The following is a 23,085-nucleotide window of genomic DNA, read 5'->3' as shown; positions in this document are numbered from 1 at the left end:
GTCATCCGCAGCGCGCTGGCCTGGGCTGCAGATTACTAACTGCGAGCGCACTCCCGATCAATAGTCTTCCTTCGACAATCAGCCAACCCAGCGATCGGGCGCGGCGCAGTGCGCGTCGTCGAACGGCTGCTAAGTGACGCGCGCCAGCGCGGAGTCTGCAAGGAGTGAGCGGCGAGAACGGAGGCGCGCTCGATCGCTACACTCTCGTCGTCGGAGGGAGGCACGCCTCTTGCTCCAACACCAGTTATCGACATCCCTCTTCATTTGTCCACGTCTCTCATCGACCGCGTTGACGACGCCGGTCTACTGTCCGACACTGTCTCAATACTGACCGTCGAGCCGGCACGAGGGGAGGTCGAGATGGGCTACATCACCCCGTACGAGACGGCGAAGGGCCGCCGCTACCGCGTGCGCTATCGCAAGCCGGATCGCAGCGAGGCGGAGAAGCGCGGCTTCACGACGATGCGCGAGGCGAAGTTGTATCTGTCCATGGTCACGGTGTCGAAGTCGAAGGGTGATTACATCGACCCGTCGTCCTCCCGGGTTCCGGTGCGGATGTTCGCAGATAGCTGGTTGCGATCCAAGCAGCCGCCGATGTCGAAGCCCTCCTACTACATGACACTGGAGCGGGCCTGGAACAACCATGTCGCTCCTGTCTGGGCCGACCGAGAGATCTCGTCGATCCGGCGCTCTGAAGTCCAGGATTGGGTGTCCGATCTCGCGACGCGGAAGTCGCGGACGGTTGTGCTTCGCGCGCTGGGGATTCTGGCCGGCATTCTCGACGTGGCGATCGATGATCGGCGCCTTGCAAGCAATCCGGCCCGCAATGTGCGCAATCTCCCGCGGCACGGGCCGGGCAAGCGACGCATCTACCTCACACATGACCAGGTGGCGACGCTGGCCGCGTGCTCGGCACATCCGACGCTCGTCCTCACACTCGCCTACTGCGGTCTGCGCTGGGGTGAGGCGACGGGGTTGCGGGTGCGCAGCGTGAACCGACTGCGGCGGCGCTTCGTGATCGAGGAGAACGCGGTCATGATCGCCTACGAGATCCACGTCGGCACACCCAAGACGCAGGAACGCCGTTCGGTGCCCTACCCCGCGCGCCTCGCCCCGATGATCGAGCAGGCATGCGCCGGCAAAGGCCCCGAGGGTTTGCTGTTCGGCGACGGGTTCAATCACATGCGCAACTCGGGCGACAAGGGATGGTTCGCGAATGCGGTCCGGCGGGCGCAGGAAATCGACCCATCGATTCCGCGGCTCACTCCGCATGACCTCCGTCACACCGCGGCGTCCCTCGCGATCAGCTCGGGAGCAAATGTGAAGGCTGTGCAGCGGATGCTCGGGCACGCATCGGCGGCGATGACGCTGGACACGTACGCCGATCTCTTCGAGGACGATCTGGACGAAGTCGCGACGCGACTGAATGAGCAGATGCCGTTGGTGGCGCTGCCGTCGGGTCGGCAGACCCGGTACGCCCGGCCGCAACGACTGCAGTAGGCAGCAGAGAGCAGATTGCTTACCTTCTCGGCGGGGCAGTATCCCGTGTGAAACGCTTCAGTTTGGCGTTCTAGGACGCCGAACGAAGGGCTTTGAAGTGGCGTGTCGGCGCGTCCAAAGCTTAAGAAATGCGGGCAAAAAACGGGCAAAAACGCGATTTCTGTGGTCTGACCACAGAAGGAATCCATGGTCAGAAGCAAAAAACGACTGTGCCCCTGGAGGGACTCGAACCCCCAACCGTTTCCTTAGGACGGAACTGCTCTTCCATTGAGCTACAGAGGCTGGCGCGTCGAGTCTACCGGCGACCGGAGAGCCGAGCCCGCAGCATCCGCCCGAAGAACTCAGCTCTCGGCAGCGTCGGAAGCGGTTGTGCCGTTCGCGGGTTCGCGGACCATGACGAGACCCGACGCGGAGTTCGCGGTCATGAGCAGCGCCTCGACCCATCTCGGGTTGATCTGCGGCACGCGGCTGCCGTGGAACTTGAACTGCAGCGACGCGCCGCCGTGCACCCAGACGGTCGTGCGCCCTCCCCCGGTGCTGATGTCGTCGGCCCAGGTGAAGTAGAACGGCTCGCTGCGGCGCAGTTTGTTGCCGATGACGATCTGCAGGTGCATGAGGGTGCGGTCTTCGATCTCGACCCGTGTGGATCCGTCGTACACGAACCTGCCCATGCCCGTCCTTCCTGGTGGAAGAACCAGCGTGCCTGGATGCTGCGCCACGCGCCGCGGAAAGGTGCGCTGAGCGCAATCACTATGCAGAAAGCGAAGTAGTCAACGCGACCACCCCCGCGCGTCAGACGCCGCGCGCGGTGACCTGGGGATTTCGTCCATACTCCTCGCGGTAGTACTTCGCGAAGCGCGACGCGTCGGCGAAGCCCCACCGCAGGGCGACATCCCGCACAGGGACTCCCGGACGCGCGGCCAGCTCGTCGTGCGCACCCGACAGCCGTACCTTGCGGAGGTAGGCGGTCGGCGTCATCCCCAGGGCGCGACGGAAGGCGAGCTGCAGCCCGCGCGTCGAGATACCGGCAGCCTGCGCGACGTCGTCGACGGTGATCGGCGCGTCCGCGTTGTCGGTGATGAACGCGACAGCGCGCCGGACCGCGACGGGCGCGGCACGGGTCTGCGCGACGTGGTCCCCGGCGTGCAGGAACGAGGTCGAGAAGGCCATGAGCGTCGAGACGAGCGCCGTCCTGCGCAGCTCGGCCTCCACGAGCGACGTCTCCCCCTCGGTCGCTGCGGCCGTCGCAAGACTCGAGCGCACGTACCGGTAGGTGTTCTCCCAGTGCGCCGCCCACGCTCCGCTGCGCACCTCTGGGTCGTCGACGCGCAGCACGAGCCGGTCATCGCCAGTCAGTGTGCGTGCGGTGGTGGCCGCAGCATCCCGATCGAAGACGAAAGCGCGCACCTGGGCGGCGCCGTTCCACGTCGCCGCGATCGGACGGTCGGCGAAGAGCCACGGCTGCGCAGCGTCGAGGTTCTTGCGGGTCGACCAGACGCGTCCGTCGGGGGTGTCGACGCGGCAGGCCATAAGCTGGTCGGACGGCACGACCTCCGAGTGCACGGTCGCGGTGAGCTCGTACCCGACGAGCGAGAAACCGGGCATCGAGGCCGACGCCCACGAGAACGAGAACGTGCGCGGATCCACACGCTGCAGGCGCGCCGAAGGCACGAACTTCCGCCAGGTCTCCTCCACCGCCTGCGCACCTGTGGCGTGGAGGCGCAGGACCTCAGCCACGACGCAAGAGCGTTCGCATCCAGTCGGCGAGGCGGGCGGTGTGACGGTCAGTGAACTCGTTGGAGAGCCGGAACGCTTCGGCGGTCACGTCGCCGCCGTTCTTGATGGCTTCCAACGCTCGCAGCGCGCGCTCCTCCTGCGTCTCCACCCGGAAATGGTCGAGCGGGTCAGCGGGCTGCGGCACTCCTCCAGCATAAATCGCGGTTCTCGTCGAGACGTCATCGGGCGACGCAGAAGAGCGGATGCTGCGCCATCCCCGGGGCGGCGTGTATCACCGGCGGCGGCTCGTCCTCCTGGCTCACGACCGATACCTCGCTCCCAGGCAAAGGAACGTCATGTCCGACCTCGTCTACACCTCGCCCCTCATCCGAGACCTGATCGTCGTCGATGCGGAGGTGGAGCGGATCTGCAGGACGTATGGAGGCGACGGACCGGTTTTCCTCCTCGCGCGGGAGGTGCGTCTCGTGCAGAACCTGCGGATCACGAAGTGTCCCCTTGTCATCGTCGCCGACGTGTTCGACGGCGCCGGCTTCACGATCGATGCATCCGGCGATGCCGGCGGCGCCGACGGTGCGCCCGGGCCCGATGGCTTCTCGCTGCCGATGTCGCAGATGTACTCCAAGGACGGCCGCCCGATCGCCGGCGGCTCGTCGGGTCAGGGCGGCGCCAACGGGCGGAACGGCGGCGACGGACAGAGCGTCACCATCTACGCGCGCCGCACGGCGAACGTCAGCGTGTCGACCGCGGGCGGAGCCGCCTCGAACGGCGGCAGCGGCGGCAACGGCACCGCCGGCGCGAGCGGAGCGGCGATCGCCGAGCACACCGAGCTGCGCGACCTCACTCCCGGCGACCCGTACGACTTCGAGTTCGAGGAGGTCGTGATCCCCGAGCAGATCATCCCGGGGACTCCCGGCGGCAACGGCGGCTGGGGAGGCAACGGCGGCTCGGGCGGGAACGGCGGCACGATCGTGCTGACGTCGATGTCGGACGACACTGAGCCGGTGTTCGCGGTCGCCGGCGGCGCGCCGGGCGGCGGCGGCTTCGGCGGTGCCGCCGGCCCGGACGGTGCGCTGAGCGAGGCCGCAGCATCCCCCGGTCAGGACGGCAGCGCCGGCTCGTGGGGCGCCGAAGGCGCGATCGCGCGCACGACCGTATCGGAGGAGGACTTCGTCGCCGGCCTGCGCCCGCTGCTCGACTCGACCGGACCGTCGTGGGCCAACTACTGGGCGCCGTTCCGCATCGCGATGGGCGCCTGGCACTATCACCGCTTCAACCCGAGCGCTTCCGAGCCCGGAGATGCCGGAGAGCTGGCCGCGCTCGAATTGCAGCGCGGCCTCGAGCTGCAGCCTGACAACGGCGTCGCCCTGCAGCTGCGCGACCAGCTGGTCGGCGTCCCCCGCGACGGCGCCGACGGTGCGCGCGCGTGGGTCGGCGGCGGGGCGAACGCGGTCGGTCTGTCACCGCAGCTCGACATCCTGCCCGACTTCCAGACGTACATCGATGCCTTCCAGGGCTTCGCACCCCTGGCATCCGCGTTCCTCTTCTCGGGCATCGACGACGTGCTCCAGGCGAGCACGAAGGAGGCGCTCGCCGGAATGGTGCGCGAGCAGCAGAAGGCGGTCGACCTCGCCCGCGACCGGTTCGAGAAGGACCTGAGCATCGGCATGTCGGAGAAGGACATCGCCGCGAAGGAGGCGGAGTTCGTCCAGCAGCAGCTCGACCAGGCGACCGCCGACATCAAGGATGCGATGGCGAAGATGAAGGACACGCCGTTCAGCTTCGGCGACATCATCGGCACGGTCGCGGCCGTGGCGGGAGCCGTCGCCGGTGTCATCGCGGCGATCCCGACGCTCGGGGCGAGCCTGGTCGCCGCGGTGCCAGCGATGGTGAGTCTCGTCAGCACGGTGACGGCGCAGGCCGAGCCGATCGCGAAGGCGCTGCTGGCGGGAACGCCCGCCGACACGAAGCAGGTCGAGGACGCCTACAAGAAGGTGGGCAAGAGCGTCGACGCCGTCATCGGCGCCGGCAAGACGATCGTCAACTTCGTCACCCTGGTGCAGAACCTGACCACCCCGCCGGGAGCCGACAACGCCGAGCAGATCGCGCTCGTGCGCCGTGGCGCAGAGCTCGCCCACCAGCTGCTCATCGCGCAGAATCGCGTGGCGCTCGCCGACCAGCGGATCGCCGCGTCGCGCTCGCAGGCGGCCCGCGCCGCGGAGCTCGTGCAGCAGGCGGGAGCCCTCGCCGACGGCGTGCAGCTCGACGCGGCCGCGGTGCGCAAGGTCGGACTGCTCGCCATCAGCATCGCGGGCGCGAGCGCAGATGCGCTCAACAGCATGGCCTTCCGCGCGGCGCGCGCGGTCGAGATCCTCACCCTCGAGCCTCAGGCGAAGAACATCGCGCTCGACGCCGGCATGCTCAGCCCCGAGGTCTGGCAGCGCTACTCCGAGAACGCGATCACCCACACCGAGCTGGCCGGCCTGCTGACGGCATCCTGGGGTCGCATGCTCCAGCCGATCGGCATCCAGCAGGACTACCTCGCCTACTTCCAGCAGCGCCACGACCAGGACGTGCTGACCCGGATCTTCCGTGTGGGCGATCCCGAGTTCCAGTCGCTGCTGTCGACGGGGCGTCTCACTTTCGAGGTGGATGCTGCAGCCATCCCGACCGGACGTGCCGACGCCAAGACGCGCAGCGTGCGCCTGGCGCTCGTCGGGGCTGACCACCCCAGCGGGGGCATCTCCTGCGAGGTGCGGCACGGCGGGGCGTACTCGCAGAGGCGGCAGAACGGTGAGATCGACGTGCAGCTGCTCGAGCCGCAGATCAGCACGCGGCGCGCGCAGTTCACCCGGCTCACCGCCGAGAACGACGCGATTGCGGACGTGCCGCTGACCGCGCCGCTGTCGCTGCGGTTCTGGGGCCGCGGCGTCGGCGGCGAGTGGGGCGTGTCGGTCGTCGGCACCCGCGAGAACGCCGGCATCGACCTGTCGGGGATGACGGAGATCCAGGTAGAAATCCGCTACTCCTTCGTCCGGTGAGGTTCGCCGCCGGTCGTTGAGCGGCGGCTCGGGCGTTGAGCTAGGGGTCGGTCGTTGAGCGAGCGGAGCGAGTCGAAACGCGGGTGTCCGGGCGTTTCGTCTCGTCGCTGCGCTCCTCGCTCAACGAGCGGGAGGCTCGGTCGTTGAGCGAGCGAAGCGAGTCGAAACGCGTGCCGGTGGCGTTTCGTCTCGTCGCTGCGCTCCTCGCTCAACGAGCGGGGGCCGGGGCGTTTCGTCTCGTCGCTGCGCTCTTCCCTCAAAGAGCGGGGTCGGATCGGTCGTTGAGCGAGCGAAGCGAGTCGAAACGCCTCAGTCCGCAGCCCCGAGGCTGGAGCTCGGGACGAGCCCACCCTCGGCGAACACCGCCGCGTGGAAGCGACGCCCCATCTCGGCATAGAGCGTCGCGTCGGGGTGCAGGCTGTCCGGCAGAACGAACTCCGCTGTGTCGGCGGGGCCATAGAGCGCGTGTCCGTCCACGTAGGAGATCGCCTCGCCGCTCGCCGCGCGTCGCCGCACCACGTCTTCGACGAGCTCGCGGGACTCGCTGAGGGTGAGCGCCCCGCGTGCCACATCGGCCACATCACCCGCGGTGAAGCAGCGAACTCCCCCGTCCGGAAGGAATTTGACGTCCGCCGGCCCCGGCGTGTCTTCGCTGCCCGGCCAGAGGATCGACGACGCCAGCACAACGGGCGTGTCGGGGTGACCGACACGGATTCGATCCAGGAACCCGTGCAGTGCCGGGCCGAAGGTGCGCTGGTCCATCGCCCGTGCGCCGACGATGTTCACGCCGACCTTGATCGAGATGACGTCGGCGGGCGCGCGAGCGATCGCGTCGGCCACGAATGGGTCGAGCATGCACTGTCCGCCGAAGCCCAGATTGATGAGGTCGAGACCTGCGAGGTCGGCCGCGACGACCGGCCAGGCCCCGGTCGGCAGGGGCGTCTCGACGCAGTGACTGATGGAACTGCCGTGATGCACCCACACCGGAAGAGCCGGCGGCGTGGCAGCGACGATGGGAGCATCCGCCTCGACATCAATCAGGTCGACGATCATCCCCTGCGGCAGCCAGACTGTCACGGTCTTCGATCCGGACGGCAGATCGCCGAGGATCACCACGGAAGACGGCTGGACCACGCGGGTCTCTGCGGCATCGCCTGCGAACGTCAGTCGCAGCACCGCGTCCACCGGAGCCGGTGCCTGCGCAGCATCCGCTCCGTCGATGCGAGCGACATAGGCGTTCCGCGGGCCCGGAAGCTCCTCGAAGAAGAGCTGGGTCGTGCGCGTCCGCAGCCGGACGCTCGTCGCGTCCGTCTCGAACACGAGACGGACACCGGCAGCGTTATCCGTGATCGCCGCAAGCGTGTACCCCTTGCGGGGAAAGTGCTCGCGCGCGGACCGGGGCAGACGCACGGGACGGATGCCCGTGACACCGCCGCCCAGCGGCTCGGCCACGAGCTCGAGATGTCCTTGGACGCGCACGCTGCCACCGGGCAGCTGGACGACCTCACCCAGCGCCGGGCGAGACGGGGCGGTGGCGACGGGGGTGTTCACGAGCGACCTCCTCGGGTGTGCGACACGACGAAGCGGGTGGTCCGCGCGATGAGCAGGTCGCGCTGGGGCAGCTGCGCCCACCCGTGATCTGCGCCCTCGACCACGACGACCTCGGCGCGGTCGCCGAAGACGTCGTCGTTCGCGTAGCGCTGGGCGTAGGAGACCGGCACGAAGTCCTCACTGCCGTGGAGAAGCAGCACCGGTCCTTTATAGGCGGCGGCACGGCCGTAGGCGTCGAAGGTGAGAGCGTCCTCGCGCATCGCCGGTCCCATGCGCATTCCGAGGAAGTCGAACCACCCGTCGGTGTCGAGCGTGTCCAGCGATCGGCCCTGAATCTGCCCGCTGCGGATGTCGTCGACGAAGACGGCGGCGCTCGACCACATGGTGAGCGATCGAACTGCGGCATCCGATTCGGCCGCGACGACGGAAGCGACCACCGCGCCCAGGCTCATACCCACGAGGTGCAGGTCGTCGCCGTCGACCCCCGGGATGCCGCGGACGATGTCGAGAATGCGAAGCGCATCTCGGATGTCGCCCGATGCGGTCGTGTCGAAGAACTCGCCGTCGCTCTCACCGTGGCCGGCGCGGTCATAGGCGAGCACAGCGAGCCCGGCGTCGGCCAGCGCGCGTGCCAGCTGCACGAAGACTCCGGTCGTCTCCACGCGCGACCCGCCGAACCCGTGGAACAGCACCACCGTCGGACGCGGGGCCTCAGCATCCACTCCGTAAAGAGTGCCGCGCAGCACCCTGCCCCCTATCTTCGTCTCAAACGGTCGGATGTCGATGTGTGCCATGGGTTCGCTTTCGAGTCGTGGAATCGGATGCTGCGGCGCGATCAGTGCGCGGTAGCGGGAGCGCCGGCGGCGATCGGGGTGGCCTCCGTCGCTGGCTGGCTCTCGACATCGAACTGATTGCGGACGTTCCGGCGGAAGCCGATCCAGCCGACGAGGAAGCCCGCCGCGGCGAGAACCGAGACACCGACGTAGACAGCGCTGGGGTTGAGGACCAGGAGCGCCGGGGTGACGATGTTGAGCCCGGCCGTCGCGAGGCGGGCGACGAAGTAGATCGTGCCCTGGGCGGTGGAGCGCAGCATCGTCGGGAACGATTCCTGCGTCCACACCTTCATGATCGTTTCGAAGCAGAACGCACCGGCGAAGGTGGTGATCACGACCGACGCGATCAGCGCGGGCAGCGTGAAGCCGAAGACGACGGGGATGAGATTGGCGAGGGCGACGGCGATGGCACCGGCGATGAAGTACGACATGCGGAAGCGCGTGTCGGCGACCGACATGAACCAGATGGCACCGAAGATCGCGGCCGGCATGGCCAGAATCGTCCAGCCCTGGTACTCGTTGACAGGGATTCCGGCGACGTTCACGGCGACGAAGGTGCCGAAGCTGCCCGCGACGCTGATAGCGAGCGACGCCAGCGTGTAGTAGACGAGCAGGGTCACGAAGGGCCGGCGGAACGGGGCGCGCCCGAAGTCGCGGATGCGGGTGCGCTGCGCTCGCACGGTCTGCGCGCCCTCGCGGCGCTCTGCGCGAGCGAGCCGCCACAGGGCGGACTCGGGGATGGTGAGGCGGAGCAGCAGTACGACGAGCCCGACCGCGCCGAAGGCTCCGAACATGATCTGGCCGCCGACCGGGCCGAGGGCGCCGAAATTGATGCCGATCAGCACCGAGAGGAGGATGCCGAAGCCGCCGAGGAGGTTGGAGAAGACGAGGATCTTGCCACGGTTGCGATCGGTCGCCGCCTCGGAGATCGTCGCCAGCGCGACGGGGAGGTCGGCACCGACGCCCAGCCCGATCAGGGCTATTCCGGGGAGCAGTGCCGCGAAGGACACGCCGAGGAACGGCGTGAGCGAGCCGATGACGATGAGTGTCATCGTGACAAGGAACACCGAACGGCGGCCGAAGCGGTCGCCGAGTCGTCCTCCGACGAGCGAGCCGATCGCCACGCCGGCGGTGAGGATGCCGGTGAGCAGGCCGACCTGATCGATGGTGAGGCCCGGCGCTCCGGGAGCCATCGACTGGAAGAGCACCAGCGCGATGCCCACGCCGGTCGTGGCGGCGGCGTCGACGAACGTCGCCATTCCGCAGACGAATCCCACCCACCAGGCGTGGGGGGTGCGAGAGGTGGTTGTGTTCGTCATGCCTGATTCTCCTTCGAATTCGGGTGGCTGCGGCAGTGCAGAGAGGCGCATTGGAGTGCGTGCTAAAACGTTATAGCTAAACGTTGAGGAGTACAAGGGTTTTACGGTGATGCTCCTTGGTTGCCGGGAAAACGGGTGTGGGCACGCCGCGGTGAGCCCGTCGCGGGGTGGGTCGCTGAGCGGCGGTAGGACCTCAGCCGGTGCGCGGCGCGGTGACGGCGTGCGCCGTTATGGGCGCGACGACATCAGTCGGCGCGCGGTGCCGTGATCGAGTGGCCTGGCTTGACGGGCATCGACACGCGCGTCTCCCCCGGTGCCGCCGTGTCGTCCCGGAGGAGGCGGACGGCGATCGCGCCCAGCTCGGCGTGTGGGAGAGCAACGGAGGTGATGGACGGCTCGCCGACGTCCGTCAGGACGCTGCCGTCGAAAGAGACGATCGACACGTCCTCCGGTACTCGGTGACCCGCGGCGTGCAGGGCCTGAACGGCCCCGAGCGCGACGGCGTCATTGACGCAGACAAGGGCGGTCGGCAACGGACCCTCCGCGATCAATCGGCCGACCGCCTCGCGGCCGTGCTCGATGTCCCAATCGACCTCGACATCTACGGTCGCAGCCAGGCTCCGGCCGGCATCCGACATCTCGGCGCGAATGCCGGACAGGCGATCGGTGAGGGCGATAGGCGCCCACCCGTGCCACGCGGCGCCGCCGACCTGACCCCGGCGGAAGGTGCCCACGAAGACAACGCGGTCGCCATGGCCGGCATCCAGCAGCAAGCGGGCCGCGGTGCGACCGGCCTCGACCTCGTCGGGCACGACCGCCGGGGCGCTTAACGGGTCATCGATGCAATTGAGAAGGACGTACGGGAGCTGCCGAAGCACCGGGGGGACGGAGAGCTGCCGCGTGAACATCGAGGCGTAAATCACGCCGTCGACCTGGCGGTCGAGGAGGTTCTGCAGCAGTCGCTTCTCCAGCTCCGCATCGCCCTGCGTGTCGACGGCGAAGAGCAGCTGGTCGCGCTCGCGCAGCTCGGTGATGGCACCGCGGACCATCGTGTTGGCGAAGGACGTGCTGCTGACGAAGTCGGACACGAACGCGACAGTGCCGGACTGTCCCGTGCGCAGAGCGCGCGCCATGCGGTTCGGCCGATAGCCGAGGTCGGCGGCGGCCCGCCGCACCTTCTCCTGCGTCTCGCTTGAGAGGCGCTGATCGGTTCGGCCGTTCATCACGAAGGACACCGCCGAGACGGACACTCCGGCGCGCTCGGCGACCTGAGTGAGCGTCACCCGCTTGCCGGTCGAACCGGCGCGGTCCCCCGCATCCCTGGCCATGTCGTGACCCACCCTACGGCGAAGACGTGTCGTGGCCGGGGAGCGCTCGGTGCGTTCCGACCTGGAGTGGTGGCGTTTCGTCTCGTCGCTGCGCTCCTCGCTCACTGAGCGGGCCGGTTCGGTCGTTGAGCGAGCGAAGCGAGTCGAAACGCGTGAGTGACGTGGCGTTTCGACTCGTCGCTGCGCTCCTCGCTCAACGAGCGGGGGTCGGTCGTTGAGCGAGCGGAGCGAGTCGAAACGCGTGTCGGTGGCGTTTCGTCTCGTCGCTGCGCTCGTCGCTCAACGAGCGGGGGTCGGTCGTTGAGCGAGCGAAGCGAGTCGAAACGCGTGTCACCCAGCGGAGGCGAGACTACTCGGCGACGTCGGCCAGGACCTCGTTGCGGCGGAGGAACCAGGGCTTGTACGGCGGATCGAAGCGGGCGAAGCGCGGCTCGCCGATGACCGTGAGACCGGCCTTGCGCACGGCGGCGAGCAGCTCCGCGCGGTGCTCGCGCCACGACTCTTCCTTCCACCGGCCGGAGAACCTGGTGGCGGCGACGAGCTGCGCAGGCACGGTGCGGATCTTCACCTCGGGCGCGGTCGGTTCCGGCGCGTCGGCCTCGGTCATGCCGGCGGGCAGTACGAACGCCACGGCATAGCCGTCTGCGCCGCTCGACTGCACCACAGGGGCGGTCATCGCGATCTTCTGCGACGACGATGACTGCACGACCGGCGCGGTCATGGCGATCTTCTGCTTCACACGGTTGGCGCCGCTGATGTACCCGAACAGCGGCCGGAACGCACGGTTTCCGGCATCCTCGAAGTCCACGTTCTTCACGATCGTCTCCGCGACGACGTGCTCCGGGTATCGACGCAGCTCCCACCCGTCCTCTGCGCGGACCACCTCGTACGGTTGCTGCTCGGTCATGGCATGAGGCTACGCCCGCTGCCACGGGCAGGCTCCGGTCATGCTGAGGATGCAGCATCCGTTCTCTCTGGATCTGCGGTGGCCGCGGCGTCCGTCATCGGAAATCGCGGGACTGATGCGTCAGCCCCACCCGGAGGTCATCGATCTGGTCGGCGACGATGTTGATCACCCCCTCGACGGAGCGCTCGAGAATGCCCCGCACGATGAGTGCGGGCGAATCGCGGACGACCCGGCGGTAGCGGGTCCACACGCCGACCGAGCAGATGACGTTCATGAGACCCTGCTCGTCTTCGAGGTTGAGGAAGGTGAGCCCGGATGCCGTTGCCGGACGCTGCCGGTGGGTGACAAGTCCGGCGACCTCGACCCTGCGGCCGGGCTCGTGGGAGCGCAGCTCGCGGGAGACGAGCACGCCGCGGGCGTCGAGTCCGGAGCGGTAGTGCGTCATCGGGTGGTCGTCGGTGGAGACGCCGGTCGCCCAGAGGTCGGCGGCGAGACGCTCGTAGCTCGTGGGGTCGGCGAACAGCGGCGGCTGCACCGAGACCATCGAGTCGGGGAGGAACTCGACGCGGTCCTGCGAGGCGGAGCCCGCGAGCCAAATCGCCTCGCGGCGGCTGATGCCGAGGCTGTCGAACACTCCGGCGGTGGCGAGCGCCTCGATGTGTGCGGTCGTGACCCCGGTGCGGCGGACGAGGTCGCGCAGGTCGCGGTAGTCACCGTTGGCCCGGCGCTCGGTGACGATGCGGGTGGCGATCGTCTCGCCGATGCCCTTGATCGCGGCGAGGCCGAGGCGCACGGCGAAGTGTCCGTCGCGGCGGTGGGCCTCGGACTCGTCCGGCTCGGTGATGTCGAACTCGCCCGTGGGCGGCTGGCGGCGGTGGGTGCAGGCGTCGAGGCCGGTCGGGGGGAGGGTGTGGGCGGTGGCGGGGCGTTTCGACTCGCTGCGCTCGCTCAACGGGCGGGATGAGGCGCTGGCGGGGTCGGGGCGTTTCGACTCGCTGCGCTCGCTCAACGGGCGAGAAGGGTCGGCGGTGGGGTCGGGGCGTTTCGACTCGCTGCGCTCGCTCAATGGGCGGGAAGGGTCGGGGCGTTTCGACTCGCTGCGCTCGCTCAACGGGCGGGATGAGGCGCTGGCGGGGTCGGGGCGTTTCGACTCGCTGCGCTCGCTCAACGGGCGAGAAGGGGCGGACGCTTCGACCGGCTCGAGGGAGGGCTCGACGGAAGACGCGTGCAGGTCGGGGCGGCGCACCTCCACGCCGTGGCGGCGGGCGTCGGCGGTGAGCGTCGCCGGAGAGTAGAACCCCATCGGCTGCGCGCGCAGCAGTCCGGCGAGGAACGCCGCCGGGTAGTGCAGCTTGATCCACGAGCTGGCGTAGACGAGCAGCCCGAACGACAGGGAGTGCGACTCCGCGAAGCCGAAGTTCGCGAACGCCTTGATCTTCGTGTAGATCGCGTCGGCGTCCTCGCCGACGAGGCCGTGCGTGGCCATCCCCTCGTACAGCTTCTTCTTGAGCGAGTCGATGCGCTCGATGCCCCGCTTCGAGCCCATCGCGCGACGGAGGAGGTCGGCATCCTCTCCGGTCACTCCCCCGACGGCGACGGCCATCTGCATCAGCTGCTCCTGGAACACCGGCACGCCGAGGGTGCGCTCCAGCACCGGTTTCAGCTTCGGGTGGGGGTAGGTCACCTCCTCCTGCCCGAGCTTGCGGCGCACGAACGGATGCACCGCGCCGCCCTGGATCGGACCGGGACGGATCAGCGCGATCTCCACGACGAGGTCGTAGTACTTCCGCGGCTGCAGGCGCGGCAGCAACCCCATCTGCGCGCGCGACTCGACCTGGAACACGCCGATCGAGTCCGCCCGGCACAGCATGTCGTAGACCGCCTTCTCCTCCTTCGGCAGCGTCGATAGCTCCCACTCCTCCCCCGTCGCGCCGCGGATGAGATCGAAGCAGTACTGCAGGGCCGCCAGCATCCCGAGTCCGAGGAGGTCGAATTTCACCAGGCCCATCCAGGCGGCGTCGTCTTTGTCCCACTGGATGACGGTGCGCTCGTCCATGCGGGCGTGTTCGATCGGCACGACCTCCCCCACCGGGCGGTCGGTGAGCACCATCCCCCCGGAGTGGATGCCGAGGTGCCGCGGAGCCTTCAGCAGCTCGCTGGCGTACTCGATCACCTGATCGGGGATGTTGTGGTCGGGGCCCGACTCGAGCTTCGCCCCCCAGCCCTCGATCTGCTTCGACCAGGCGTCCTGCTGCCCGGGCGAGTGTCCGAGAGCCTTGGCCATGTCGCGGACGGCGTTCTTCGGCCGGTACTGGATGACGTTCGCGACCTGAGCCGCCCGCTCGCGTCCGTAGCGGCGGTAGACCCACTGGATGATCTCCTCGCGCCGGTCGGAGTCGAAGTCGACGTCGATGTCGGGCTCCTCGTCGCGCAGACTCGACAGGAACCGCTCGAACGGCAGCTGGTAGGCGATCGAGTCGACCGCCGTGATGTCGAGCAGGTAGCAGACGGCGCTGTTGGCCGCGGACCCGCGACCCTGACACAGGATGCCGCGGCGCCGGGCCTCCTGGACGATGTCGTAGACGATCAGGAAGTAGCCCGGGAAGTCCTTCATCTCGATGACGCCCAGCTCCTTCTCGATGCGGGCGCGGTCGTCGTCGGTGGCGTCGGGATACTTGCGGGGCACCGCCTCCCACACGATCTGGCGAAGGTACGACATCGGCGTGTGCCCCTCGGGAACCTCCTGCTTCGGCAGAGCGGGGCGGGCGCGGCGGAGCGGGAAGGCCAGCTCGTCGGCGAGGGTGACCGTGCGGGCGACGGCTCCGGGATAGCGGGCGAAGCGGGCCTGCATCTCGGCGCCGGAGCGCAGGTGCGCGCCGGCGTGGACGGGGAGCCAGCCGTCGAGCTCGTCGAGTCCGCGATTGGCGCGCACCGCGGCGACGGCGGCGGCGAGGTGCTGGCGCTCGGGCGCGGCGTAGTGGACGTTGTTCGTCGCGATGATCGGGAGCCGTCGCTCGGCGGCGAGCGCGGCCAGCACGTCGTTGGCGCGGGAGTCGAGCGGATCGCCGTGGTCGATGAGCTCGACGTGCACGGCGTCGCGTCCGAAGAGGTCGACGAGATGGTCGAGCTCGCGCGCGGCGGCTTCGATTCCGGATGCCACGATGCCTCGGCCCGTGCCGGCCAGGGCGCGGCGGACGGCTCCCTTGCGGCATCCGGTCAGCACCGCCCAGTGCGGATCGGCGGGTCCGCCCGCCTGGGCGGCGAGCTCCTCCAGGTCGTAGCGCGGGCGTCCCTTCTCGGCGCCCTGCAGCTGGGCGTGCGTGATGGCTCCAGCGAGGCGGTGATAGCCCTCCTCACCGCGGGCGAGTACGAGCAGGTGCGCGCCGACCGGGTCGGCCTCGCCGTTCTGCGGGGCGGGCAGCTCGAGCGACAGCTCGGCGCCGAACACCGTCTTCAGCTGCAGCGCCTCAGCCGCTTCGGCGAAGCGGACGATGCCGTAGAAGCCGTCGTGATCGGTGACGGCCAGAGCGTGCAGGCCGAGGCGCTCGGCCTCTTCGGCGAGGTCCTCCGGAGAAGAGGCGCCGTCGAGGAAGGAGTAGGAGGAGTGCGCGTGCAGCTCGGCGTAGGGCACGACCTCTTCGGGACGCGGGATCTCGGGTGCGATGTACGCCCCGCGCTTGCGCGACCACGCCGGACTGTCGCCGCCGTCGGCCCCGGCGGGAACGATGCCCGGACGGCGGCGGTCGCTGAGCAGCCGCTCCATCTCCGACCACGGGACGCTCGGGTTGTTGAAGCCCATCAGCGGGCTCCCGTCGCGGACTCAGTCATAGCGCGCCTCCGCCTGCCACCGGTCGTCTTCCCACACGAGCAGCCAGGCGATCTGGTCGGTGTCGACGACCTGGAATCGATGCGCGCGACGGGAGCGCGCAGCATCCCATCCCCTCTCCATCACCGGCCACGGACCCGCCCACGCCGTCACCCCGCGGCGTCGCCCGCTTTCGACGAACATCGCCGGGGCGTCGCTGAGCTGCCCGCGCTCGTCGACGCCGATGGGCAGGCCGTCGGCGCCGGTGACCCGCACGTCGCGCGGATCGGGGAACACCGTCGTCGGCAGCGGGTCGGGCAGGCTCCCCGGCCAGGGGCGCGCGCGCTCCTTGGCGAGCACGACCCGATCGCCCCACGGCACCTGCACCTGCCGCTCGGCGAGCCAGCGGCCGCCGCCGATCGCGGAGGTGACGACACCGCGATGGCCGAGCATCGCCTGCACGCGCGAGAGGGCGTGGTGCACGCGCTCCTCCGGTCCGGAGCCGAAGATCGCCGGAGTGTGGTGGGACGCGGCATCCACCGCCTCCGGCTCGATGCGCACCAGCGCGACCCCGCTCGCGAGACCACCCTCGCCCTGGGCCTCGCCCAGCTGCCAGCGCACCCGGTCGACGACGGCTGCGGCGTCGAAGGACGCGGGGTGCAGCCACACGCGCTCCGATCGCTCTCCACGGTCGCCGGTGAGCTCGACGCGCAGCTCGGTGCAGACGAGGTCGTGCGCGCCGAGGCGGGTGAGGAACTCCTCCGCGGCGATGCGCATGCCGAATGCGACCTGGTCGGCGATCTCGAGCGGCGGCTCGAACGCCACCTCGCGGTGCAGCTCGGGCGGCGGGGTGCGGGGCTGGACGGGGTGGGAGTCCTGGCCGGCGGCGAGGGCGTGCAGACGGAGTCCGCGGTCGCCGAACCGCTCGCGCACGCGGTCGCGCTCGAGGCCGGCGAAGTCGCCGAGGGTCTGCACGCCGAGGCGGGCGAGGAGCCCGACGAGGTCGTCTGTCGCGCCCCACGCCGCCCACACGTCACCGAGCACCGTGACGGGGAGGCGGGAGAGGAAGGATGCCGCGGCCCCCGGATCGATCACACTGACCGGGTCGTCGGGGCCGGTGGCGAAGCGGGCGGCCTGCTCGGCGGTGAAGGGTCCGTCGGCGACGCCCGCGCGGACGCTCGCGAGTCCGTGCGCGGCGAGGACCTGCCTCAGCACCTGCGCCGCGCTGGCCTCTCCCCCGTAGTAGCGCGCCGGTCCGCGTGCGCGGAGCGCGCAGAGGCCGGGCCGCACGATCTGCACGCCGGGTGCCTGCTCCTCGACGGCGGAGACGACCGGGCTGAAGGCCCGGGCGTCGCGCGCCGGGTCGGACGGCACGATGGTCAGCCCGGGGCATGCCGCCTGAGCGTCACGGCGGCGCTGGCCGCGGCGCACGCCCTCGGCCCGCGCCGCGGTCGAGCATGCGACGACCAGGTTGCGCTCGACGACGGCGATCGGCTCGTCGGGCGCATACGCGGACGGACCGGTGCCGGTGTCGCGCAGCAGCGCGGTGACCGGCCAGTCGGGGAACCACAGCACCAGGCTCCGGACTGGCTGGGCCGTGCCGGGGGGTGGCGCGACGGCGGGTGGGGCAGGGCTGGGTGGTGGGGCTGGGCGGGCTGCCGGGCGCGAAGGAGCCGCTGGCGCAGCGGTTCGAGCTGAAGGAACGGCGGGCGCAGCAGCCGGTGCCGCTCGCCGCGCAGGAGCAGCGCGCGCGGGCGCCGGAGCCGCAGCCGCAGCCGCAGCCGCAGCCGCAGCCGCAGCCGCAGCCGCAGCATCCGTCTCCCTCGTCGCCGTGTCGTGCAGCGACCGGAAGTCGAGCATCTGGGTGGAGCGTGCGTCTGCCATGTCAGCCCGCCGCCCTCACCTCGTGGTGCTCCCGCTCCGTGCCGGACCGGTCGATCGAGGTGATCGGCGCGCTCTGCCGGTCGGACTCGCGCAGAGTCGACACCGTGCCGTCGGCGGCGGGGAGCAGCATCCGGGACTTCCGCGGCACCGGCCAGCGACGACTCGACGCGGTGACCGTCAGCGCGCGCCCGGCGAGGTAGCCGTAGCCGTCACCGAGGCCCGACCACTCGGGCTCGCTGACCTTGAGCGTCGCCTCGGCCTGCGGCCACGGACCCTGGACGAGCAGCACCGCTCCCCGATCGCGCAGTCGCGCGGCGAGGCGTGACACCTCGGTGCCCATCGGACGCCCTTGCGGACGCACCGCCACGATCGGCAGCACATCGGCCACGGTTGCCGCCACGGCGAGCCACCGCTCGCCCGGATCGGGCACCATCACGAGCCGTTCGAGGTCGACGCCGATGCGCTCGGCCGCTTCGGCGCCCAGCTCGGGCATGCCGATGACGCCGCACCACGATCCCTCCTGCGAGGGCCGGGCCAGCAGGGCGAGCAGCAGGGAGGTCGAGGAGGGCAGCGAATACGCCGCCCCGGGACGCAGCCCGCCGCCCGGCAGCAGCTCGGCCAGGGCAGGATGGGTGGGCAGCACCGGAGCGTCGAGCCGGAGGCCCTGCGCCTTCTCCATCTGCGCGCGGAGCCGATGGACGGCCTCCAGGTCGGCGCGCACGTCGCTCAGAATCGTGCTGTCCCGCATGACGACCTCCATCTGGCAAGACTAGAACAGATGTTCTATGACTTCCACCTGATGCGAGGCTACAACGGCGCTCCGACATCGCCTTTCGGCGCTATTCCGAGCTTATGTTCGATACACATCCGCGAGCAGCGCGGACGTCGTCGCCACCCGCGCGAACCCGCCCTCCTGCAGCACGAGGGCGGTCGTGGCCATGAGCTCTGCGGCCGTCCGGGTCACCGTGCCGACGCCGGCGATGTCGGCGGTCAGATCGAACGTGCGCGTGGCGTCGAGCACCACCGTCACGTCGTACCCGAGATTGCCGGCCATCCGCGCGGTCGTCTCGACGCACATGTTGGTCTGGATCCCGCAGAGCACCACCTCCCGGATCCCCCGCTCCCCCAGCCACGCGTGCAGATCGGGATCGCCGTAGAAGGCCGAGTTGACGCTCTTGGTGATGAGGAGATCAGCGGATGCTGCGCCCACCGCCTCCACGAGGGCATTGCCGTCGGACCCGGGCCGGAGCGGCGAGGTGGGGTCGACGGAGTCGTGCCGCACGACCACGATCGGCCCGCGCCCGTCCCAGCCGGCGACGAGCGCCGCGACGTTGTCCTCGCACGCGGGATTGGCCGTCGGACCCCAGTAGTCGAGGTCGTCGAACCCGCGCTGCATGTCGATCACCAGGAGTGCTGCGGTCATGGCCTCATCCCATCACGCGACCACGCGCAGAACTCCACGGATCGGATGCTGCAGCCGCCGTCCTCCGGCGGATGCCTGCCATTCCAGGGGGATCCGTGGAGTTCGGCCCGCGGCACGAGGTCGCCCGCGGCGACGCCGGCCCGCAGCATCCACTCCCTGCGGCCCGACGCCGACCCGCAGTGATGCCGGCCCGCAGCATCCACTCACCTGACGCCAGCTGCCGTTATGACCGCAGCATTCCCGCAGTTCGCGTCGCCCGAGCCACGACTGCCCCCGCCGCCTCAACTCCACCTGACGCCAGCTGCGGCTACGCCCGCCGCATCCCCGCACCACGCGTCACCTGAACCCGCGACCGCTACCGCACACCCACGAACTCACACCCCGCTCCCAGCTTCGCGGGACCAATCCGACCGGCTCGTGCGTTCTGGATACAAGACGCGGCAGCCGGCCGCGGCGACAGGAGGAATCGTGACCACCACCGACTACAGCAAGACCCCCGAGGCCCTCGCCCGCCTCACCCCGAACCAGTACCGCGTGACGCAGGAGGACGCCACCGAGCCGGCGTTCCGCAACGAGTACTGGGACAACCACGAGCCCGGCATCTACGTAGATGTCGTGTCGGGACAGCCCCTGTTCTCCTCGACCGACAAGTACGACAGCCGCTCCGGATGGCCGAGCTTCACCAAGCCGATCGAGCCGTCCGCCGTCACCGAGAAGACCGACCGGACCCTCTGGATGAAGCGCACCGAGGTGCGCTCCGCCGGCGCCGACAGCCACCTCGGCCACGTCTTCGACGACGGACCCGCCGACGCAGGCGGCCTGCGCTACTGCATGAACTCCGCCGCGATGCGGTTCATCCCCGCCTCGCAGCTGGAGGAGCAGGGCTACGGTGAGTACCGCGCCCTCTTCCCCGACAGCACCGACACGACCTCGAAGGAGAACGCCTGATGACCAGTGGACCCACCGACACCGGCGAGATCACCCGCACCCCCGGCACCGAGACCGCCGTCCTCGCGGGCGGCTGCTTCTGGGGCATGGAGGACCTGATCCGCAAGGAGCCCGGCGTGCTGAAGACGCGTGTCGGCTACACCGGCGGCCAGAACGACCACGCCACCTACCGCAACCACCCCGGCCACGCCGAGGCGCTGGAGATCGTGTTCGACCCGACCAAGACGTCGTACCGCGACATCCTGGCGTACTTCTTCCAGATCCACGACCCGTCCACCCTGAACCGCCAGGGCAACGACATCGGCACGAGCTACCGGTCGGCCATCTTCCCGCTCACCCCCGAGCAGGAGCAGGTCGCCCGCGACACGATCGCCGACGTCGACGCGTCCGGACTCTGGCCCGGCAAGGCCGTCACCACGATCGAGCCCGCCGGTCCGTTCTGGGAGGCCGAGCCCGAGCACCAGGACTACCTGCAGGTCTACCCGAACGGATACACCTGCCACTTCCCGCGCAAGGGATGGGTGCTCCCGAAGCGGGATGCTGCGGCCACCGCCGTCTGATCCGCACAGCTTCACGGAGCCGTCCCGACGAGAGTCGGGGCGGCTTCGCTGTGTTCGGGCGGGGCGCGGGCGTTTCGACTCGCTTCGCTCGCTCAACGAGCGGGACCGGCGTTTCGACTCGCTTCGCTCGCTCAACGAGCGGGACCGGCGTTTCGGCTCGCTTCGCTCGCTCAACGAGCGGGACCGGTCGTTGAGCGAGGGAGCGCAGCGACCGAGACGAAACGCGCCTACGCAGCCAGCTCGAGGTAGGGGCTCCAACGCGGGTCGGCCTTCTCGGTGCCCCGCACGGTCCACTGCGCGCCGCGCGGCGGCCGCGGGATGAGCCTCAGCTCCCAGTGCATCTCCTGCGGCGTGCGGTCGCCCTTGATGTTGTTGCAGCGCAGGCAGCACGCGACCAGGTTCTCCCACGAGTCCGCGCCGCCCCGCGAGCGCGGCAGGATGTGGTCGATGGTTGAGGCGGTCTTGCCGCAGTATCCGCAACGGTTTCCGTCGCGTCGCAGCACGCCGCGTCGCGTCACGGGGATGTGCCTGCCCCCCGGAACCCGCACGTACCGCGTGAGCAGGATCACGGCCGGACGTTCCCAGGAGCCCTGCGCGCTCCAGATCGGTTCGCCGTCGACGTTTTCCACGACGGTGGCCTTCTCGTTCATCACGAGCACGAGAGCTCGCTTGAACGACACGACGGCGAGCGGTTCGTAGCCCGCGTTGAGCACCAGAGTGCGCATTCCTCATCCTCTCGAAACGGCCGGGACGGCTTCCCGGGATTCGACGTCGGACGATTCGAGCTGCGCAGGGGTATGAAAAAAGACGCTGTCTACAGACAGCGCCTCAGCGCCACGGCATGACCGTGACAGTTCTCCGCACGATGCCGAAGGACCAGCAGGCCGAGCGCATCCATGGTTCGGATGCGTGGTGTGCTGCCCATCGGCGCCCTCCGCTTCTCTCAGCGTCCGGGACCAGGGTAAACCACACTCCCGACACCACGGGTCGCCGAGGGTGAACGCACAGGGGCGTGTCGACGAACGGATGCTGCGGCATCCGCTCGCTCGTGAGTCGATCGTGAGCGCGGCTCGCGGCGCAAACCCCGCCGCAACGCACCGCGGCCGCCGTCCCAGAGGACGGCGGCCGCAGGTGCTGTGTGGCAGGATCAGCCGGCGTTGGCCTCGAGCCAGGCCCACGGGTCGACGACCGACCCGTTGATGTGCACCTCGAAGTGGGTGTGATTGGCCGTGGAGCTTCCGGTGGAGCCGACGAAGCCGATGAGCTGCCCGGCGGTGACGTAGTCGCCGACCTGCACCTGGCGGGTGCCGTAGGTCATGTGCCCGTAAAGCGTGGCGACGTTCTGCCCGCCGATGACGTGCTGGATCTCGATGGCGACGCCGTAGCCGTAGTAGCCCTCGGAGGAGACGCTGACCACGCCGGCGGCAGCCGCGTAGATCGGGGTCATCGCGGGAGCGAGGAGGTCGACGCCCTGGTGGTAGCCGGAGTCCCAGAGGCCGCGGCCCTTGGTGAAGTTGAGGAGCGGCCAGCGCACCTCGCCGCTTCCGGGCGAGGTCATCGAGATGTTCACCGGCACGGACGCCGCGCCGGACGACCGGCTCGCCGAGGCGGCGGCAGCAGCCGCCGCGGTGGCTTCGGCGGCGAGGCGGGCGCGCTCAGCGGCGGCCTCCTCTGCCTTCTTCTTCTCGATCTCCTCGGAGGTGGTGGCCGCGTAGCTGTCGCGGGTGATCGTCGCGGCGGTGGCGTCGGAGCCGACGACCAGTGTCTGCGCGTCGTCGACGGCGGCCTGCTGCAGCGTCATCGTCTCGGCCGCCGGACGCCAGGCGCCGTAGGCGGGCAGGGCGACCGTGGCGACGAGGCCGGCGACCATCGTGAAGATCACGAGGCTGCGGACGGGAGTGCCCGTGCGACGCGGCTTGGCGGGGCGGGATGCCGCGGGCCGGTCGACCGCGGCGGTCGTTCGCGTGACGCGTCCGGCCTTGCGGCGGGGCGCGACGGCGGCACGATCGCGGGATCTGCGCGTGAGACTCGTCGTGTCGTCCTCGGGCGTGGTCGCCGACGAATCGATCTCTTCAGCCAAACTGTCCTCCGGCGCCTGCGCGCCGAAGGCGCTGACTCGTCGACATGTCTGTCAGGGGCGGGTATGTGCCGCGCGAATGACGAGCCAGAGAGGCAATCCACGCGGCGTCCCGCGGCGTGCTTCTCGCCGTGGGACTCCCCCACGGTACCCGAAGGTAACGAATATGTCACGC

Annotated in this window: 18 protein-coding genes and 1 tRNA gene; 4 read left to right on the top strand and 15 right to left on the bottom strand. The window is 69.7% G+C overall.

The features are described 5' to 3' along the window. The first annotated feature begins 360 nt into the window (after positions 1-360). Positions 361-1,500, top strand: a complete 1,140-nt coding sequence (locus ABC304_RS09890; protein WP_412930439.1) for a site-specific integrase — start codon at positions 361-363, stop codon at positions 1,498-1,500. A gap of 210 nt (positions 1,501-1,710) precedes the next feature. Here ABC304_RS09890 and ABC304_RS09885 read toward each other — a convergent pair. The 4 genes from ABC304_RS09885 to ABC304_RS09870 all read right to left on the bottom strand — a co-directional run bounded on the left by ABC304_RS09885 (position 1,711) and on the right by ABC304_RS09870 (position 3,421). Then, a tRNA-Arg gene (locus tag ABC304_RS09885) sits at positions 1,711-1,782 on the bottom strand. A gap of 59 nt (positions 1,783-1,841) precedes the next feature. Further along, positions 1,842-2,171 carry a DUF7882 family protein gene (locus ABC304_RS09880; protein ID WP_412930438.1) on the bottom strand — a complete coding sequence of 110 codons (330 nt, stop codon included), beginning with the start codon at positions 2,169-2,171 and terminating at the stop codon, positions 1,842-1,844. 121 nt (positions 2,172-2,292) lie between these two features. Beyond that, complete coding sequence (locus ABC304_RS09875) at positions 2,293-3,237, bottom strand: AraC family transcriptional regulator (protein WP_412930437.1); 945 nt, start codon at positions 3,235-3,237, stop codon at positions 2,293-2,295. Then, positions 3,230-3,421: a hypothetical protein gene (locus ABC304_RS09870; RefSeq protein ID WP_412930436.1), complete on the bottom strand. Its 192-nt coding sequence runs from the start codon at positions 3,419-3,421 to the stop codon at positions 3,230-3,232. The genes ABC304_RS09875 and ABC304_RS09870 overlap by 8 nt, the downstream gene beginning before the upstream one ends. A 151-nt stretch (positions 3,422-3,572) precedes the next feature. Here ABC304_RS09870 and ABC304_RS09865 point away from each other — a divergent pair, with 151 nt between their 5' ends. Beyond that, a complete protein-coding gene (locus ABC304_RS09865) occupies positions 3,573-6,275 on the top strand; it encodes a hypothetical protein (RefSeq protein ID WP_412930435.1) in 2,703 nt (900 codons plus the stop codon). 309 nt (positions 6,276-6,584) lie between these two features. Here the strand turns inward: ABC304_RS09865 and ABC304_RS09860 are convergent, their stop codons facing one another. From ABC304_RS09860 to ABC304_RS09820, 9 genes are all read right to left on the bottom strand, one after another. Beyond that, positions 6,585-7,826 (bottom strand): GDSL-type esterase/lipase family protein, encoded by a 1,242-nt coding sequence (locus ABC304_RS09860; protein WP_412930434.1) that lies wholly within the window; start codon positions 7,824-7,826, stop codon positions 6,585-6,587. Next, positions 7,823-8,620 (bottom strand): alpha/beta hydrolase family protein, encoded by a 798-nt coding sequence (locus ABC304_RS09855; protein WP_412930433.1) that lies wholly within the window; start codon positions 8,618-8,620, stop codon positions 7,823-7,825. Before ABC304_RS09855 ends, ABC304_RS09860 begins: the two co-directional genes overlap by 4 nt. Before the next feature lie 41 nt (positions 8,621-8,661). Then, positions 8,662-9,978 (bottom strand): MFS transporter, encoded by a 1,317-nt coding sequence (locus tag ABC304_RS09850; protein WP_412930432.1) that lies wholly within the window; start codon positions 9,976-9,978, stop codon positions 8,662-8,664. A 245-nt stretch (positions 9,979-10,223) separates the two neighbouring features. Beyond that, entirely contained in the window at positions 10,224-11,306 is a 1,083-nt protein-coding gene (locus tag ABC304_RS09845; protein WP_412930431.1) for a LacI family DNA-binding transcriptional regulator, read from the bottom strand. A gap of 349 nt (positions 11,307-11,655) precedes the next feature. Then, entirely contained in the window at positions 11,656-12,213 is a 558-nt protein-coding gene (locus ABC304_RS09840; protein ID WP_412930430.1) for an SOUL family heme-binding protein, read from the bottom strand. A gap of 94 nt (positions 12,214-12,307) precedes the next feature. Beyond that, positions 12,308-16,012 (bottom strand): error-prone DNA polymerase, encoded by a 3,705-nt coding sequence (locus ABC304_RS09835; protein ID WP_412930429.1) that lies wholly within the window; start codon positions 16,010-16,012, stop codon positions 12,308-12,310. 21 nt (positions 16,013-16,033) lie between these two features. Beyond that, complete coding sequence (locus ABC304_RS09830) at positions 16,034-17,593, bottom strand: DNA polymerase Y family protein (RefSeq protein WP_412930428.1); 1,560 nt, start codon at positions 17,591-17,593, stop codon at positions 16,034-16,036. A 310-nt stretch (positions 17,594-17,903) separates the two neighbouring features. After that, on the bottom strand, positions 17,904-18,662 hold the full coding sequence (locus ABC304_RS09825; protein WP_412930427.1) for a hypothetical protein: 759 nt from the start codon (positions 18,660-18,662) through the stop codon (positions 17,904-17,906). A 90-nt stretch (positions 18,663-18,752) separates the two neighbouring features. After that, positions 18,753-19,325, bottom strand: a complete 573-nt coding sequence (locus tag ABC304_RS09820) for a cysteine hydrolase family protein (protein WP_412930426.1) — start codon at positions 19,323-19,325, stop codon at positions 18,753-18,755. A 468-nt stretch (positions 19,326-19,793) separates the two neighbouring features. Between ABC304_RS09820 and msrB the strand changes: the two genes are divergently transcribed. Then, positions 19,794-20,273, top strand: coding sequence for a peptide-methionine (R)-S-oxide reductase MsrB (msrB, locus tag ABC304_RS09815; protein WP_412930425.1), 480 nt, complete (start codon positions 19,794-19,796; stop codon positions 20,271-20,273). Then, positions 20,273-20,833: a peptide-methionine (S)-S-oxide reductase MsrA gene (gene msrA / locus ABC304_RS09810; protein WP_412930424.1), complete on the top strand. Its 561-nt coding sequence runs from the start codon at positions 20,273-20,275 to the stop codon at positions 20,831-20,833. Before msrB ends, msrA begins: the two co-directional genes overlap by 1 nt. A gap of 227 nt (positions 20,834-21,060) precedes the next feature. Here msrA and ABC304_RS09805 read toward each other — a convergent pair whose 3' ends face one another. Both ABC304_RS09805 and ABC304_RS09800 read right to left on the bottom strand, forming a co-directional pair. Next, positions 21,061-21,558 carry an HNH endonuclease gene (locus ABC304_RS09805; RefSeq protein WP_412930423.1) on the bottom strand — a complete coding sequence of 166 codons (498 nt, stop codon included), beginning with the start codon at positions 21,556-21,558 and terminating at the stop codon, positions 21,061-21,063. A gap of 422 nt (positions 21,559-21,980) precedes the next feature. Next, the gene (locus tag ABC304_RS09800; protein ID WP_412930422.1) at positions 21,981-22,913 is read right to left on the bottom strand and encodes a M23 family metallopeptidase; all 933 of its coding nucleotides are present in this window, start codon (positions 22,911-22,913) and stop codon (positions 21,981-21,983) included. Positions 22,914-23,085: the final 172 nt, after the last annotated feature.

The organism is Microbacterium jepli (genome assembly GCF_047237905.1).
Lineage (GTDB): Bacteria > Actinomycetota > Actinomycetes > Actinomycetales > Microbacteriaceae > Microbacterium.
The sequence above is the reverse complement of the archived record's forward strand: the minus strand, read 5'-3'. Positions and strand labels throughout refer to the sequence as shown.